The organism is Methylobacterium sp. E-016 (genome assembly GCF_022829745.1).
Taxonomy (GTDB): domain Bacteria; phylum Pseudomonadota; class Alphaproteobacteria; order Rhizobiales; family Beijerinckiaceae; genus Methylobacterium.
The window spans coordinates 14,574-28,969 of sequence record NZ_JAKSYF010000202.1; the positions used below are offsets into that span (position 1 = coordinate 14,574).

The following is a 14,396-nucleotide window of genomic DNA, read 5'->3' on the forward strand; positions in this document are numbered from 1 at the left end:
GCGCGGATGACCGGACGCGGTGTGAACCAGCGCACGCGGCGTGACCAGCCCCCGCCTCCGATGCGGGGCGCGAGCCTTGCAGGACGGCGCCGCTCATGAAACCGCTCCGACCTGCGCGCGGTCCGCAGGCCCGGCTCGATCCGACGAACGTGAAGCGAGGGATTCTCGACGTGTCCCACACCCATCGACCGCCGCGCATCTTCGAGACCGTCGAGGGAGGGCGCCTCGCCGAGACGCGGACCGACCCCGCCTGGCGCCTGTGGGGGCCGTATCTCAGCGATCGGCAATGGGGCACGGTGCGGGAGGATTACAGCGCCGACGGCGAGGCCTGGGACTACCTGCCCCACGACCATGCCCGCTCGCGCGCCTATCGCTGGGGCGAGGACGGCATCGGCGGCTTCGCCGACAAGGACCTGAACTGGTGCCTGTCGCTCGCCCTATGGAACGGCCGCGACCCGATCCTCAAGGAACGCCTATTCGGCCTGACCAATGCCGAGGGCAATCACGGCGAAGACGTCAAGGAGCTGTACTACTACCTCGACGGCGTCCCGACCCACGCTTACATGCGGATGCTGTACAAGTACCCGCACGACGCGTTTCCGTATTCTCGCCTGATCGAGGAGAACGCGCGTCGCGGCCTCGACGACCGCGAGTTCGAGCTGATCGATACCGGCCTGTTCGACGCGGGCCGCTACTGCGACGTCACCATCGAGTACGCCAAGGCGGGGCCCGACGACGTGCTGATGCGGGTGACCGCGATCAACCGCGGCCCGGATGAAGCGACGCTGGCGCTGCTGCCGCAGCTGTTCTCGCGCAACACGTGGTCGTGGGCGAACGGCCCGCGCCCCGACCTGCGGCTCGCCGCCGACGGCACCGTGCTCGCCGTCCACCATGCCATGCCGGCGATGCGGCTCCATGCCGACGGGGCACCGGAATGGCTGTTCTGCGAGAACGAGACCAACGCCCACCGCCTGTTCGGCGCGCCGCAATCCGGATACCCGAAGGACGGAATCGGCCGTCGCGTGGTCGACGGGGAGATGGACGCGGTCAATCCTGACCGGTCCGGCACCAAATGCGCCGGCGTGCACCGGCTGACCATCGCGCCGGGCGGCGAGCAAAGCGTGCGCCTGCGCTTCCGCGCCGCGGAGGCGCCCGGCGACGCCTTCGCCGGCTTCGACGCGGTGTTTTCCGCCCGCATCGCCGAGGCCGACGCATTCTACGCCGCGTTGCAGGCCGACATCGCGGATGCCGACCGCCGGGCGGTCCAGCGCCAGGCCCTGGCCGGGATGCTGTGGTCGAAGCAGCTCTACCATTACGACGTGCGCGAGTGGCTCGACGGCGACCCGGCCCAGCCGGCCCCGCCCGAGGCGCGCAAGGCCGGCCGCAACGCCGATTGGCGCCACGTGCGGGCGCACGACATCATCTCGATGCCGGATGCCTGGGAATACCCGTGGTTCGCCTCCTGGGACCTCGCGCTCCAGAGCCTCGTCTTCGCGACGATCGACCCCGATTTCGCCAAGGGGCAGATCCTGCTGCTGCTCGACGACGCCTACGGCCACCCCAATGCCGAGGTGCCGGCCTACGAGTGGAACTTCTCCGATGCCAATCCGCCGCTGCACGCCTTCGCCGCGTGGCGGGTGTTCTCCCTCGACCAGGCGCTGACCGGGCGGCCGGACCACGACTTCCTGCTCCGGGTGTTCAACAAGCTGACGATGAACTTCACCTGGTGGGTGAACCGCAAGGACGCATCCGGGCGCAACCTGTTCCAGGGCGGCTTCCTCGGGCTCGACAACATCGGCCTGTTCGACCGCTCGAAGCCGATCACGGGCGGGGCGCTGACGCAGTCGGACGCGACCGCCTGGATGGCGATGAACGCGCTCGAGCTGATGCGGATCGCGGTGGAGCTTGCGCTGCGCGATCCCGCCTACGAGGACATGGCGGAAAAGTTCTTCGAGCACTTCCTGCTGATCGCCGATGCCGCCGCGCGCAGGGGCGGCCTCTGGGACGAGGCCGACCAGTTCTTCTACGACGTGATCGAGACGCCGGGCGGCGAGCGCATCCCGATCCGCGCCCGCACCCTCGTCGGGTTGATCCCGATCTGCGCGGTCGCCGTGCTGCGCGAGACCGACCTCGTGAAACTGCCCGGGCTGCAGAAGCGGCTGCGCTTCTTCCTGGAGAACCGGCCAGACCTCGCATCCCTGGTCTCGCGCTGGCAGGAGCCGGGCGAAGGCGGCACGGCCCTGCTGTCGCTGCTGCGCGGCCATCGCCTCAAGGCGCTGCTGCGGCGGATGCTCGACGAAGGCGAGTTCCTGTCGCCGCACGGTATCCGCGGCGTCTCCAAGGTCTACGAGCGCACGCCGTTCCACTTCGTCTGGGACGGGGCCGACCTGACCCTGCCCTACGAGCCGGCCGAGTCGCGGACGCGGCTGTTCGGCGGGAACTCGAACTGGCGCGGGCCGATCTGGCTGCCGATCAACTACCTGCTGATCGACGGCCTGCGCCGGTTCCACCGCTATTACGGGCCCGACTTCCGGGTCGAGGCCCCGACCGGCTCAGGGACCTTCCTGTCGCTTCAGGAGATCGCCGACGAGCTGGCGAACCGCATGATCGCGCTCTCGACCCGCGGGCCGGACGGGACGCGCCCGTTCCAAGCGACGAGCAGGCTGAAGCAGGAGGACCCGCATTTCCGCGACCACGTGCTCTGCTACGAGTACTACCACGGCGACACGGGCCGGGGCCTCGGCGCCTCGCATCAAACCGGCTGGTCGGGCCTGGTCGCGCTGCTGATCCAGCAATGCGCGCTCGGTCCGATCCACGCGCTGTCGCCCTCGGGCGCCTCGTGACTACTGGGTGAGCCGCAGCGTGCCGATGCTGGCCGCGATCTGGTTGAAGGCCGAGATGAGGCTGTTCGAATCGTTGGCGACGAACGATTGGGACGCCGTCGTCGCGCAGTCGCTCAACAACTTCAGGCCCTGCGGATCGATGGGATCCGACGGGACGCTGAAACCGATCGTGTAGATCGAGATGCCCGTGGCTTTCGCGTTCCTGCAAGCCGACGCGGTCAACGCGTCGACGGCATCGCGTGCGCTGTCGGCATCGTTCACGGTCGGCGTGCCCGGGACGAGCCTCGATGCCGGTCCGGTGCCGTCGACGTTTTTGACGTAGCCGGCAGCGAAGTACAGCGAGCCGTTGGAGGAGGACCCATTCGTCGCCCAGCTGTTCGCGCCGTCCGTCATCAGGATGATGATCTTGTTGACGGTGCTCGACGAGTAAGCGGCGCCGTCCGCGAAGACGCTGATCGGAGACAGCGTACGCCACCCCCACATCATGCCCTCGTGAATGTTCGTCGAGCCGAGGGCGGTCATGCCGCTGATCGTCGTCTTCAGCACCGAGGTGTCGCTGGTCAGGCGTTGGAGCGGCTGCGTCGTACAGCCGAAGTTCGGCCCGTTCGGCACCTTCGTTGAGGAATTGGAATTCGTCGGCGAGGCGTTCTTCGGGCTGACGTACTTGCATGCCCGACCCTCCGTATCGAAGAACGACGCATTGGACTGGCTCTGACAGGATGAGCTCGACGTCGAGTCGTCGATGTAGCTGTTGTAGCTGCGACTGCCATTGTAGTCGCGATAGCCGGTACCGCCATTGCCCGGCTCATCGGGCGCGAACATCGGGACGTAGTAGGAATCGGCATTCGAGCTCGATGGCGCGCCATCCTGCACGTTCAGCGGATAGGGCAAGGTCTCCAAGCACCCGCCCCAACCCCAACCGGAATAAGCGGCCTGCAATTTGGTGAAGATGTCGAAACGGTTGGTGAAACCGGACCCCGCCGGGGAAAGCACGTTGTCCCAATGGTAGGAGGATCTTGCGTTCTGATCGATCCAGGTCGCGTAGCGGTAGGCCGTGGAATTCAAGGCGACCGAGGCCGCGAACGGTACGATCGAGATCTTGGTTCCCGTCGCGAAAGCGGTGTTCGTGTAGACGTAGTTGACGAAGTTCGTTGCCGCCGTCTGTACCGCCTGGAGCTTGCTCTGGCCGCCGCTCGATTCCGCCATCGAGCCGGTGTTGTCGAGCACCAGGGCAATTTCGAAGGTCTTGGGCACCGGGGTGGCGCAGCGCGCCGACCCGCCCGGCCGCGGGGCCGTCACGCCCGTGATGCGGCTGTAGAAGACCGGCGAGACCATGTGCGTGGTCAGGGTGATCTGGCGCGGGTTCGCCGTCACCGCCAGCGGGTCGACCGTGAGGCCGGTCGCGCCCATGTAGCCCGTCATCATCGCGACGGCCTGGGTCTGGAGAGCCGGGTTCGTCGTCGCCATCGGCGTCTGGCACAGAGCGAGGGCGGTGGCGTCGGTCGCGGCCTGGAGCTTGGTCTCCATGTAGGTGGCGAAGCCGTAATCGATCGCGGCGCCGGTGAAGCCGAGGAGCGGCAGCGCGAGCAGCCCGAACAGCAGGACGACGTTGCCGTCGCGCTGCCGCGCGAAGCGGCCGAGATGTCGGCACATCGAGATCCTTCGAGGTGTCGAGCGGGCCGGGGTCACGGGCATGCTGCGCCTCCCGGCATCCAGACTTCGGTGTAGGTGGATTTGGCGGGCTGCCCGCCGCGCGCCGGCCAGGGCATGCTGGATTTGAGCGTGATCGTGCTCGTGGCGCCGTTGACGAGCTTGACCAGCGCCGAGCCGAGCATCGGCGTATAGGGCATGCTCACCTCGGTGAGGACGTAGCGGACCCCGTTGGTGCGGAATCCGGTCGGCACGGTGAGGTCGGAGGCGGCGCCCGTGGCGCGGGGCGACGCGTTGGCGTTGGCGGTGCTGGAACAGACCCGCGGGATCAGGTTGAGGTTCGTGAGGTCGACCGCCATCGCGCTCACCACGATCTTCACGCCGCTGGCGTCGAACGGCTTCAGCACCAGGGTCGAGGTGGCGAGGATGTCGCGCATCAGCGACGCGTCGATCGGGTTCTGGGCGTCGCCCTGCGCAGTCAGGTCGGACACCGTCCGGGCGAGCTGCGTGACCTTCCGCCAGTTGTCGACCGCGTGGGCGTACTCCGAAAGGCCCACGAAGATCGCGAGCAGCACGGGCAGGATCAACGCGAACTCGATCGCGGAGACGCCGCCGGACGCGCGTGCGAACCGGGCGAAGGCCCGCTCGGACGCGCCTGAGCTATGAAGAGGGGAACACCGCACCATCCCGGCCCTCAGCATCCGGTCGAGGCGGTTGTCTGGTACGGCTCGGTGCGGAACACGGCCGTGGACTGCAGCAGATGCGTCCCGTCGGCGAAGCTCATCTGGGCGAGGTCGAGCAGGCTGAAGAACACCGGCACCTTCACGGCCGCGGTGACGACGACGATCGATCCCGGCTTCGCGCAGGCGTAGCTCGTCCCGAAGCCGTTGTTCCAGGTCCTCGTGGTGGCGTTCATCGGCGTCGCGCTCGACCCGGCCGCGAACGAGCTCGCCAGCGACACGTCGATCTTCACGCTCGAGCAGTCGAACAGCGTGAAGGCCCGGTTGGCGCCGGTTCCGCACATTGCGTCGTTGAGCTTCTGCAGCAGGACCGCCGCGCTGGTCGTCCCACTGTTGGCGATCTGGAACTGGCCGGTGAACAGGCCGCGCACCGCGTTCTGGACGGTGCGGTCGAAGTTCTGGCCGGCCCAGATCACGAACGCGATCTGGATGATCGCGCCGACCAGCGCCAGGAAGGGCAACGACACGAGGGCGAACTCGACCGCGGCGGCCCCCTCGGCGGCGGCGGCGAACGTGCGGATCGGTGACGGACGAAATGCGCGGACGAGGCGGCGAGGCATGACACCTGAGGCGGATGAGATACGTTATTCAGACGCTATCCACCCGAAGATCTAAACCAAAGTTGAATCGCCCTACCAACCCTAGATGACATCCTGCGGCGTCATCGCGACATGAGCACAACCCTCGGTCGCACGAAGCGCCCCCTCATCTAGGACAATAAGGCGATCGGCCGGGATAAAGACTTGCGGAGAGCCGCGCATCGCGTTGGCCGGGAAAATATGACTTTCCGCCGTTCGCGATCTGCTCGATCCGTGAGCGACGATGCTTTCGAAGCCGGATCGAAAAAGGCCCCGGATGCGCGATCCGGGGCCTTCACGATATCTGGAGCAGATGCCGACGGCGCCCGGAGGGCGGGTGCTGCCTAGAACGGGATGTCGTCGTCGAGGTCGTAGTTGCCGCGCGAACCGCCGCCGCCCGCGGGCGCCGGGGGCTGACGCCGCTCGCTGCCGCCCTGGGAACGGCCGCCGCCATACTCGCCGCCGCCGCCGCCGCGGCTGACCTGGCCGCCGCCCTCGTCGTCAGCCGCCATCTCGCCACCGCCGCCGCGCCCGTCGAGAATCGTCATCTCGCCGCGGAAGCGCTGGAGCACCACCTCGGTGGTGTACTTCTCGACGCCGGAATTGTCGGTCCACTTCCGGGTCTGGAGCTGGCCCTCGATGTAGACCTTCGAGCCCTTGCGCAGGTACTGCTCGGCCACGCGGGCGAGGTTCTCGTTGTAGATCACGACCGAGTGCCACTCGGTCTTCTCCTTGCGCTCGCCCGACGCCTTGTCCTTCCACGACTCGGAGGTCGCGAGGCGCAGGTTGACCACCGGATCGCCGGAGCCGAGGCGGCGCGTCTCGGGATCGCGCCCGAGGTTGCCCACCAGAATGACCTTGTTGACGCTGCCCGCCATCGCTCTCTCCTTCGCCGTCGGATCTCACAGGGCTCGGTCCGGCCGAACCCGCGGGTGCTCTTCATGAGCCTCGGGACGAGCCCGGGCAACCGGCGCAGCGGCGCTTGTCCCCATCACCCACACGCGGCGCCGGCCTCCTGTGTTCTATCTTTGTTCCGGTTACGCCGCAAGCCGGAGCCGCATCGCGCGGCGCCGGCTGCGAAGTCCCGCTCAGGCGACGTGGACGATGAGCTTGCCGAAGTTGCGGCCCTTCAGCAGTCCGATGAAGGCCTCGGGCGCGTTCTCCAGGCCCTCGACCACGTCCTCGCGGTACTTCACCGATCCATCCGCGATCCAGCCGCCGACCTCCCGCTCGAAGGCGTCGATCTGGCTCGCGAAATCCCAGACGATGAAGCCCTGGATCCGCAGGCGCTTGGTTAGCACCGCGCGCATCAGCAGCGGCGACCGGTCGGGGCCGGGCGGCAGCTCGGTGGCGTTGTAGCCGGCGATCAGGCCGCAGACCGGCATGCGCGCGAAGTCGTTGAGCAGCGGCAGCACCGCCTCGAAGACCGCGCCGCCGACGTTCTCGAAGTAGACGTCGATGCCCTTCGGGCAGGCGGCGGCCAGCGCGCCGGGCAGGTCGTCGGAGCGATGGTCGACCGCGGCGTCGAAGCCGAGCTCGCGCGTGAGGTAGGCGCACTTCTCGGGGCCGCCCGCGATGCCGACGGTGCGCGCACCCTTGAGCTTGGCGATCTGCCCGACGAGCGACCCCACCGGCCCGGCGGCGGCGGCCACCACCACGGTCTCGCCGGGCTTCGGCTCGCCGATGTTGAGGAGCCCGGTATAGGCGGTCATGCCGGGCATGCCGAGGACGCCGAGCGCCGTCGTCGGCGGTGCGACCGCGGGATCGACCTTTCGCAGACCCTTGCCGTCGGACACCGAGAACTCCTGCCATCCGCCGAAGGCCTGGACCAGGGTGCCGACGGGGAAGTCCGGGTGCTCGGAGCGCATCACCTCGCTCACCGTCCCGCCGGTCATCGGCTCGCCGATGCCGACCGGCTGCGCGTAGGATTTCGCCGCGCTCATCCGGCCGCGCATGTAGGGGTCGAGCGAGAGCCAGCGCGTGCGCAGCAGGATCTCGCCGGCGCGCGGCGTCGGGACGACGGCCTCCTCGAGGCGGAAGTTCTGCAAGGTCGGCTCGCCGTGCGGACGCGCGGCGAGGACGATGCGGCGGTTCTTGGCGGCCATGCCGGGTCTCCGTGAGGGTCGAGGATCGATCGGCCTATCATGTCGCAGCGGCGAGGCCCGATGTCACCGTCGCGCGCGTTCCGCGTTGCCCGATCGAACCGATCCCCAAACACAAGAGCAACCGCATGCGCGTCGGATCCGGCCTCGCCCTCGCCATCGCGTCGATCGCCCTCGCCGGCCAGGCCGCCGCGGCGCAGGACTTGCTGGCGTGCTATCGCCAGGCGTCGCGCGTGCTCGTCCTGTCCGCCCCGGATGCCGACGATCGCCGGCTCGCCGAGCAGCGCGCCGCCGTCGAGGCGGCGCGTGCCGGGTTCGGCGAGCGGGATCTCGTGGTGGTCGAGGCGGTGGGCGAAGGGGAAAGCGCCGCGGCGATCCGGCGGCAGCTGCGCCTTCCGGCCGACGCGTTCCGCGCGGTGCTCGTCGGCAAGGACGGCGGCGCCAAGATCACGGCGGCGGAGCCGATCCCGGCACCGCGGCTGTTCTCGACGATCGACGCGATGCCGATGCGCCGGGACGAGATGCGCCGCCAGCGCTGAGCCGAAACAAAAAAGGGCCGCCCGCGGGCAGCCCTCTTTCTCGTTTTCGTCGTCGATCCGCTCAGTAGCAGCGCTCGACCAGCACGCGGCGATAGCCGTACGGTGTCCAGCGGACCCGGGGAACGGTCACGCACTCGCCACCGTAACCGTAACCATAGCCGCCGTAGGCGGCCGGGGCGTAGCCATAGCCGTATCCGTAACCCGGGTAGCCGTAGCCGCCGTATCCCCCGTAGAGGCCGCCGGCGGCGAGGCCGAGGCCGACACCGAGACCCAGGCCGCCGAGGCCGTACCCGTAGCCGCGGCCGTAACCGTAGCCCCGATATCCGCCGAAGCCGCCGCGATAGCCGCCGAACCCGCCCCGGAAGCCGGCGCCGCGGAACCCGCCGAAGCCGCCGAAGCCGCCGCCGTGAAACCCACCGCCATGGAAGCCACCGCCGAAGCCGCGCGCCTCGGCCGACGCCGGCAGGTAAGCGAGCGCTCCGACCATCAACGTCGAAGCAAGAAGAAGACGCTTCATCAAACCATCTCCAGAAGAGTCGTGACCGTAACCCCCATCATCCGAGAAACGCGCAGGCGCCGATTTCGGTTCAGGCTGCGACATTCGAAACCGCCTCCTCGCTGCGGCCATCGCGGCTGCTTGAAAAGCGTCGCATTCTGAGGTGAGGAGACGCGCCGCAGGCGTGCGAATGGCTCGGCTGCTTCGGGGCCTCACGATGATGTTACGTTCGACCCTAGCGGCGGCTCTCGCCTTCCTGGCCGTCTCGAGCGGCGGCACGCGCGCGGAGACGGCTGTCCCCGAGGCCTGCCGGCCGGTCCAGGCGCAGGGCGACAGCTTCACCGTGTGCACCGTCGATCTCCGCCGCCAGCGCGTGCGGCTGTTCTGGCTCGGCGCCGACGGGCAGCCCTATTCGTCGCTCTCGGCGCTCGCCGAGAAGCAGGGCCCGCGCCTGAGCTTCGCGATGAACGCCGGCATGTACGACAAGGGCCAGGCCCCGGTCGGCCTCTACGTCGAGGACGGCCGCGAGATGAAGGGCGTCTCGACCGCCAACGGGCCGGGCAACTTCCACCTCAAGCCGAACGGCGTGTTCTACGTGAAGGGCGAGCGCGCCGGCGTGCTCGACACCGGGCACTACCTCAAGGCACGCCTGAGGCCCGATTTCGCGACGCAGTCCGGCCCGATGCTGGTGATCGACGGGCAGATCCACCCCAAGATCTCCGCCGACGGGCCGAGCCAGAAGATCCGCAACGGCGTCGGCGTCCGCGACGACGGGCGGGTGGCGGTGTTCGCGATCTCGGAGCATCCCGTCACCTTCGGCGCCTTCGCCCGCCTGTTCCGGGACGACCTCGGCTGCCGCAACGCGCTGTTCCTCGACGGCAGCGTGTCGAGCCTCTACGCGCCGGCGCTCAAGCGCAGCGACATCAGCCGCCCGCTCGGGCCGATGGTCGGGGCGGTCGCACGATAGGGACGGCCCGCCTCAGCGGCGGGTGGCATCCATGCGCAGGCCGTGCTCGGGCCGCAAGGTCACCCGGTGCAGCGGCGTCATCGGCGGATGATCGGCCGGCATCCGGAACCGCACGGCGCGGACGATGTGGGCCAGCACGATCACCGCCTCCTGCAGCGAGAAGCTCTGACCGATGCAGACGCGCGGGCCCGCCCCGAACGGCAGGTAGGCGAAGCGCGGGATCGCGTCGCGGTTCGCACCGAGGAACCGCTCCGGCACGAAGGCGTCCGGATCGTCCCATAGGGTGCGGTGCCGGTGCAGCACGTAGGGCGCGACCAGCACCATCGACCCGCGCGGCACCTTGATGCGGCCGAGGCGATCGTCGCGGATCGCCTGGCGGCTGAGGAACGGCACCGGCGGGAACAGGCGCATCGCCTCCTCCATCACCGCCTTGGCGAAGGGCAGCGCCTCGATCGCGACGTCGCCGTCGCCCGCCGCGTCGACCTCGGCCTCGAGGCGCTCGCGGGCGGCGTCGTCCTTCGCCAAGCAGTACAGCGCCCAGGTCAGGGCATTCGCCGTGGTCTCGTGCCCGGCGGCGATGAAGGTGACGATGTTGGCCTGAACCTCGAGGTCGGTGAGGCCCTTGCCGGTCTCGGGGTCCTGCGCCGCCAGCAACAGCGTCATCAGGTCCTGCGGCGCGCCGCCGGCCGCCAACAGCGCCTTGCGGCGGGCGATCAGCTCCTCGACCACCTCGGCGAAGTAGCGCCCCGCCGGCCGCGCCCGCAGGCGTCCGAGCCGGGGCACGAAATCGGGCACGCCGAACACGTCGAGCGGGTCGATCGGCCCGACGGCCTCGAGGAAGCGGGTGATCGCCCGCCCGAGCGCATCGGGATCGCCGGGCAGGCCCTGGGTGAAGATCGTCCGCTCCAGCACGTCCAGCGTCACGCGGGTCATCTCCAGCGCGACGTCGACCTGCGTGCCGTCGCGCCGGACCAGGCGGCGGGCGAGCTTGGCGCCGGACGCATTCATCGCATCGGAAAAACCCTGCACGGTGCGCGCCGAGAAGATCGGCGCCAGCGTCCGCCGCTGCAGCTTCCAGGCGTCGCCCTCGGCGCTGAGCAGGCCGTTGCCGAGCCCGGGCGCCAGGACGCGGCGCTGGAGGTCGTCCTTGCGGTAGTTGCCGACGTTCTCGACGAGGAGGTAGCGAATCAGTGCCGGGTCGCTGACCACGGTGATGCGGCCCATGGCGCCGTCGCCGGCCACCACGGGGGCGGTGAAGTGATCCTCCATCCAGGTGGTGATCGGGTTCTTGCGCGCCGCCTTGAGGAACTCGAACAGGCCCATCGCCGTGCGGCGCGGCGCCGGCACCGGCGGCCGGAAGCGGGACGCCACCGGCGCATCCGTGTCGATCGCGATCGTCGCCGTCATTCGGGCGCCATCCTTGCTTGGCGCGACGGGGAACAGGCCGCCGCGTTTGTCGGGACACGGCCGGAAAAGCGCCTTCGCGATTTGCCGCCGCCTGTCGTAGGTAGGCACCGCACCGCACCGAACGTAGAGGCCACGATGTCGCCGCAGCCCGAGACCGCCACCCGCACGGAATCCGACACTTTCGGGCCGATCGAGGTTCCGGCGCACCGGTATTGGGGGGCGCAGACCCAGCGCTCGATCCAGAACTTCAAGATCGGCACCGAGCACATGCCGGCGCCGCTCGTCCACGCGCTGGGCCTCGTCAAGCAGTCGGCCGCCCTGGTGAACCAGGATCTCGGCGGCCTCGACCCGAAGGTGGCCGAGGCGATCGCGGCGTCGGCGGCCGAGGTGGTCGAGGGCCGGCACGACGACGAGTTCCCGCTGGTGGTGTGGCAGACCGGATCGGGCACCCAGTCCAACATGAACGCCAACGAGGTGATCGCCAGCCTCGCCAACGAGCGGCTCGGGGGCAAGCGCGGCGGCAAGTCGCCGGTCCACCCCAACGACCATTGCAACCGCGGCCAGTCCTCGAACGACGTCTTCCCGACGGCGATGCACATCGCGGTCTCGCGCGAGATCACCGAGCGCCTGATGCCGGCGCTGACGCACCTGCACACCGCGCTCGACGCGAAGGCGAAGGCCTTCGAATCGATCGTCAAGATCGGCCGCACCCACCTGCAGGACGCGACCCCGGTCTCGCTCGGCCAGGAATTCTCGGGCTACGCCGCGCAGGTCGCGCTCGGCGGCTCGCGCATCGCGGCGACGCTGCCCGGCGTGCTGGCGCTGGCGCAGGGCGGCACCGCCGTCGGCACCGGGCTGAACGCGCATCCGGAATTCGCCGAGCGCTTCGCCGCCAAGGTCGCGGAGCTGACCGGCCTGCCCTTCACCTCGGCCGCCAACAAGTTCGAGGCGCTGGCGACCCACGACGCGCTGGTGTTCACGCAGGGCGCGCTCTCGGCGCTCGCCGCCGGCCTGTTCAAGATCGCGCAGGACATCCGCCTGCTGGCATCCGGCCCGCGCTCCGGGTTGGGCGAGCTGTCGCTGCCGGAGAACGAGCCGGGCTCCTCGATCATGCCGGGCAAGGTCAACCCGACCCAGTGCGAGGCGCTGACGATGGTCTGCGCGCAGGTGATCGGCAACGGCACCACGGTGAGCTTCGCCGGCAGCCAGGGCAACTTCGAGCTCAACGTGTTCAAGCCGGTGATCGCCAACGCGGTGCTGCAGTCGATCCGCCTGCTCGCCGACGCGGCGGTGAGCTTCACCGACAACTGCGTCGTCGGGATCAAGGCCAACGAGGACAAGATCGCCGACCTGATGAGCCGCTCGCTGATGCTGGTGACCGCGCTCGCGCCCTCGATCGGCTACGACAAGGCCGCCGAGATCGCCAAGACGGCGCACAAGAACGGCACCACCCTGAAGCAGGAGGCCCTGCGCCTCGGCTACGTGACGGAGGCCGAGTTCGAGCGCGTGGTGCGGCCCGAGACCATGCTGGCCCCGAGCGCCGAGTAGGCCGAAGCCGAGACCCGGGAGATCGACGCGATGGCCGAGATCATCAACCTGCGCCAAGCCCGCAAGGCACGCCTGCGGGTCGAGAAGGACGAGAAGGCGGCCGACAACCGCATCGCCTTCGGCCGCCCGAAGAAGGCCCGGACCCTGCAGGAGCGCAAGACGGCGATCGAGGTCGCCCGCCACGAGGGCCACAAGCTGGTCGGGCGGGATTCGGAGACGTGAGCGAGGGTGCGCCGCCGCGCGTCGTCCGTTTCCTTGGAGGGAGCCACGGCGTTCACCGATCTCGTCCGATCCAAGTGGATTGCTTCTGATACCGCTTCACTCCGTCATCCCGCGGCTGCGCAGCAGAGCCCGGGATCCAGAGCCGCCGACGGCGCCATCCGAGGCACGACCTGCGGTTCTGGATCCCGGGCTCGCCTTCGGCGCCCCGGGATGACGGGGAAGGTTGGGAAGGGAGGGAAGAGCCCGCGATGAGCATCACCAAGCGCTCGGTGATGATCGCCGGCCACCGCACCAGCGTGTCGCTGGAGGATCCGTTCTGGACCGCTCTGGGCGAGATCGCCGCAGCACGCGGCCAATCGGTGCAGGCGCTGATCGGGGCGATCGATGCCGGCCGCGACGGCCAGAACCTGTCCTCGGCGATCCGGGTCTTCGTGCTGGCGGCGTTTCGCGAGCGGGCGCCCTGACCGGTCGTCAGCGCCGGATGTCGCGAAGGCTCAGCGAGGCGGGCGCGCCGAAGGTCCGCCGGAAGTCGTGCGCGAAATGGGCCTGGTCGGCGAACCCGGCCGCGTGCGCCGCGCCGGTGAAGTTGCTGCCGTCGATCACAGCGCCGATCGCCCGGCGCATCCGCAGCCAAGCCCGGTAGCGCCGGAACGGCACCCCCACGGCGTCGGTGAACAGGTGCTGGAACCGCGAGGCGGACAGCCCGAACACGGCCGCGAGGGCGGCGGCCGACGGCATCGCATCGGGCTCGGCAAGCAGGCGCCCGATCGATCGCGCGATTCGGCCGTCGATCCGCGGCTCCACCCGCCGCCCGGCGAAGGCGAGCAGGTCGGCGACGGCCGGCCCGGCGGCAGAGGCGCCGGTGCGATGCTCGAACAGGTCGCGCAGCAGCCGCGTCTCGCCGCCGGCGCCGACGAGGGCACCAGCCGCCGTGCGGGTGCCGTCCAGGAGCGGCGTCAGCGCCTCGGTCCCGAAGCGGTCCGGCTCGAGGTAGAGCACGCCGAGCGGATCGCCGCCGAGATCGAGCTCGTGGACGCACCCGGCCGGGATCAGTGCCGTACGGCAGACGGTCCACCCCTCCGCACCGACACGCAGGCGGAAGTCGCCGTAGAGGCCGGCAAGGAAGACGGGGGCGCCGTGCTGGTGCCCGGCATTGTAGCGCAGCGGGCCAGCGAAGACGGTCGTCGCGCCGGCCACGTGCCAGATCGGGAGCAACGGCTTCTGGTCGGCAGCACGTTCGTACAAGCGCCCGATCCCCCGCAGCCGATAGGCCTTCGCCCGCGCCGCGCAGTCTGCGGCCTCAC

Annotated in this window: 14 protein-coding genes; 6 read left to right on the top strand and 8 right to left on the bottom strand. The window is 69.5% G+C overall.

Features of this window, described 5'->3' with window-relative positions:
- Positions 1-170: 170 nt before the first annotated feature.
- Positions 171-2,843 carry an MGH1-like glycoside hydrolase domain-containing protein gene (locus tag MKK68_RS28380; RefSeq protein ID WP_244033621.1) on the top strand — a complete coding sequence of 891 codons (2,673 nt, stop codon included), beginning with the start codon at positions 171-173 and terminating at the stop codon, positions 2,841-2,843.
- Here the strand turns inward: MKK68_RS28380 and MKK68_RS28385 are convergent, their stop codons facing one another.
- The 5 genes from MKK68_RS28385 to MKK68_RS28405 all read right to left on the bottom strand — a co-directional run bounded on the left by MKK68_RS28385 (position 2,844) and on the right by MKK68_RS28405 (position 7,916).
- Complete coding sequence (locus MKK68_RS28385; RefSeq protein WP_409567337.1) at positions 2,844-4,538, bottom strand: pilus assembly protein TadG-related protein; 1,695 nt, start codon at positions 4,536-4,538, stop codon at positions 2,844-2,846.
- A complete protein-coding gene (locus tag MKK68_RS28390) occupies positions 4,529-5,194 on the bottom strand; it encodes a TadE/TadG family type IV pilus assembly protein (protein ID WP_409567338.1) in 666 nt (221 codons plus the stop codon). Before MKK68_RS28390 ends, MKK68_RS28385 begins: the two co-directional genes overlap by 10 nt.
- Positions 5,188-5,793: a TadE/TadG family type IV pilus assembly protein gene (locus tag MKK68_RS28395; protein ID WP_147727330.1), complete on the bottom strand. Its 606-nt coding sequence runs from the start codon at positions 5,791-5,793 to the stop codon at positions 5,188-5,190. Before MKK68_RS28395 ends, MKK68_RS28390 begins: the two co-directional genes overlap by 7 nt.
- A 362-nt stretch (positions 5,794-6,155) precedes the next feature.
- On the bottom strand, positions 6,156-6,689 hold the full coding sequence (gene ssb / locus MKK68_RS28400; RefSeq protein ID WP_244033622.1) for a single-stranded DNA-binding protein: 534 nt from the start codon (positions 6,687-6,689) through the stop codon (positions 6,156-6,158).
- 210 nt (positions 6,690-6,899) lie between these two features.
- Positions 6,900-7,916 (bottom strand): NADP-dependent oxidoreductase, encoded by a 1,017-nt coding sequence (locus MKK68_RS28405; protein WP_244033623.1) that lies wholly within the window; start codon positions 7,914-7,916, stop codon positions 6,900-6,902.
- Between the two features lie 125 nt (positions 7,917-8,041).
- On the opposite strand from MKK68_RS28405, the gene MKK68_RS28410 reads away from it, so the two are divergent.
- Entirely contained in the window at positions 8,042-8,452 is a 411-nt protein-coding gene (locus tag MKK68_RS28410; protein WP_244033624.1) for a DUF4174 domain-containing protein, read from the top strand.
- Between the two features lie 61 nt (positions 8,453-8,513).
- Here the strand turns inward: MKK68_RS28410 and MKK68_RS28415 are convergent, their stop codons facing one another.
- The gene (locus MKK68_RS28415) at positions 8,514-8,969 is read right to left on the bottom strand and encodes a hypothetical protein (protein ID WP_244033625.1); all 456 of its coding nucleotides are present in this window, start codon (positions 8,967-8,969) and stop codon (positions 8,514-8,516) included.
- 196 nt (positions 8,970-9,165) lie between these two features.
- On the opposite strand from MKK68_RS28415, the gene MKK68_RS28420 reads away from it, so the two are divergent.
- Positions 9,166-9,915, top strand: a complete 750-nt coding sequence (locus MKK68_RS28420; protein ID WP_409567339.1) for a phosphodiester glycosidase family protein — start codon at positions 9,166-9,168, stop codon at positions 9,913-9,915.
- 12 nt (positions 9,916-9,927) lie between these two features.
- On the opposite strand, the gene MKK68_RS28425 is transcribed toward MKK68_RS28420, so the two are convergent.
- Positions 9,928-11,322 carry a cytochrome P450 gene (locus tag MKK68_RS28425; protein ID WP_243935435.1) on the bottom strand — a complete coding sequence of 465 codons (1,395 nt, stop codon included), beginning with the start codon at positions 11,320-11,322 and terminating at the stop codon, positions 9,928-9,930.
- A 135-nt stretch (positions 11,323-11,457) separates the two neighbouring features.
- Here MKK68_RS28425 and fumC point away from each other — a divergent pair, with 135 nt between their 5' ends.
- The 3 genes from fumC to MKK68_RS28440 all read left to right on the top strand — a co-directional run bounded on the left by fumC (position 11,458) and on the right by MKK68_RS28440 (position 13,556).
- Positions 11,458-12,870: a class II fumarate hydratase gene (fumC, locus tag MKK68_RS28430; protein WP_147842217.1), complete on the top strand. Its 1,413-nt coding sequence runs from the start codon at positions 11,458-11,460 to the stop codon at positions 12,868-12,870.
- Between the two features lie 30 nt (positions 12,871-12,900).
- On the top strand, positions 12,901-13,092 hold the full coding sequence (locus MKK68_RS28435; RefSeq protein WP_244033626.1) for a DUF4169 family protein: 192 nt from the start codon (positions 12,901-12,903) through the stop codon (positions 13,090-13,092).
- A 248-nt stretch (positions 13,093-13,340) separates the two neighbouring features.
- Positions 13,341-13,556: a ribbon-helix-helix domain-containing protein gene (locus tag MKK68_RS28440; protein WP_147727339.1), complete on the top strand. Its 216-nt coding sequence runs from the start codon at positions 13,341-13,343 to the stop codon at positions 13,554-13,556.
- A 7-nt stretch (positions 13,557-13,563) separates the two neighbouring features.
- Here MKK68_RS28440 and MKK68_RS28445 read toward each other — a convergent pair whose 3' ends face one another.
- Positions 13,564-14,337 (bottom strand): AraC family transcriptional regulator, encoded by a 774-nt coding sequence (locus MKK68_RS28445; protein ID WP_244033627.1) that lies wholly within the window; start codon positions 14,335-14,337, stop codon positions 13,564-13,566.
- Between the last annotated feature and the right edge of the window lie 59 nt (positions 14,338-14,396).

Coding starts and splice junctions, on each gene's coding strand:
- MKK68_RS28385 (WP_409567337.1), bottom strand. CDS start 4,538: ATGCCCGTGACCCCGGCCCGCTCGACACCTCGAAGGATCTCGATGTGC.
- MKK68_RS28410 (WP_244033624.1), top strand. CDS start 8,042: ATGCGCGTCGGATCCGGCCTCGCCCTCGCCATCGCGTCGATCGCCCTC.
- MKK68_RS28390 (WP_409567338.1), bottom strand. CDS start 5,194: ATGCTGAGGGCCGGGATGGTGCGGTGTTCCCCTCTTCATAGCTCAGGC.
- MKK68_RS28405 (WP_244033623.1), bottom strand. CDS start 7,916: ATGGCCGCCAAGAACCGCCGCATCGTCCTCGCCGCGCGTCCGCACGGC.
- MKK68_RS28415 (WP_244033625.1), bottom strand. CDS start 8,969: ATGAAGCGTCTTCTTCTTGCTTCGACGTTGATGGTCGGAGCGCTCGCT.
- MKK68_RS28425 (WP_243935435.1), bottom strand. CDS start 11,322: ATGACGGCGACGATCGCGATCGACACGGATGCGCCGGTGGCGTCCCGC.
- MKK68_RS28435 (WP_244033626.1), top strand. CDS start 12,901: ATGGCCGAGATCATCAACCTGCGCCAAGCCCGCAAGGCACGCCTGCGG.
- fumC (WP_147842217.1), top strand. CDS start 11,458: ATGTCGCCGCAGCCCGAGACCGCCACCCGCACGGAATCCGACACTTTC.
- MKK68_RS28395 (WP_147727330.1), bottom strand. CDS start 5,793: ATGCCTCGCCGCCTCGTCCGCGCATTTCGTCCGTCACCGATCCGCACG.
- ssb (WP_244033622.1), bottom strand. CDS start 6,689: ATGGCGGGCAGCGTCAACAAGGTCATTCTGGTGGGCAACCTCGGGCGC.
- MKK68_RS28420 (WP_409567339.1), top strand. CDS start 9,166: ATGATGTTACGTTCGACCCTAGCGGCGGCTCTCGCCTTCCTGGCCGTC.
- MKK68_RS28440 (WP_147727339.1), top strand. CDS start 13,341: ATGAGCATCACCAAGCGCTCGGTGATGATCGCCGGCCACCGCACCAGC.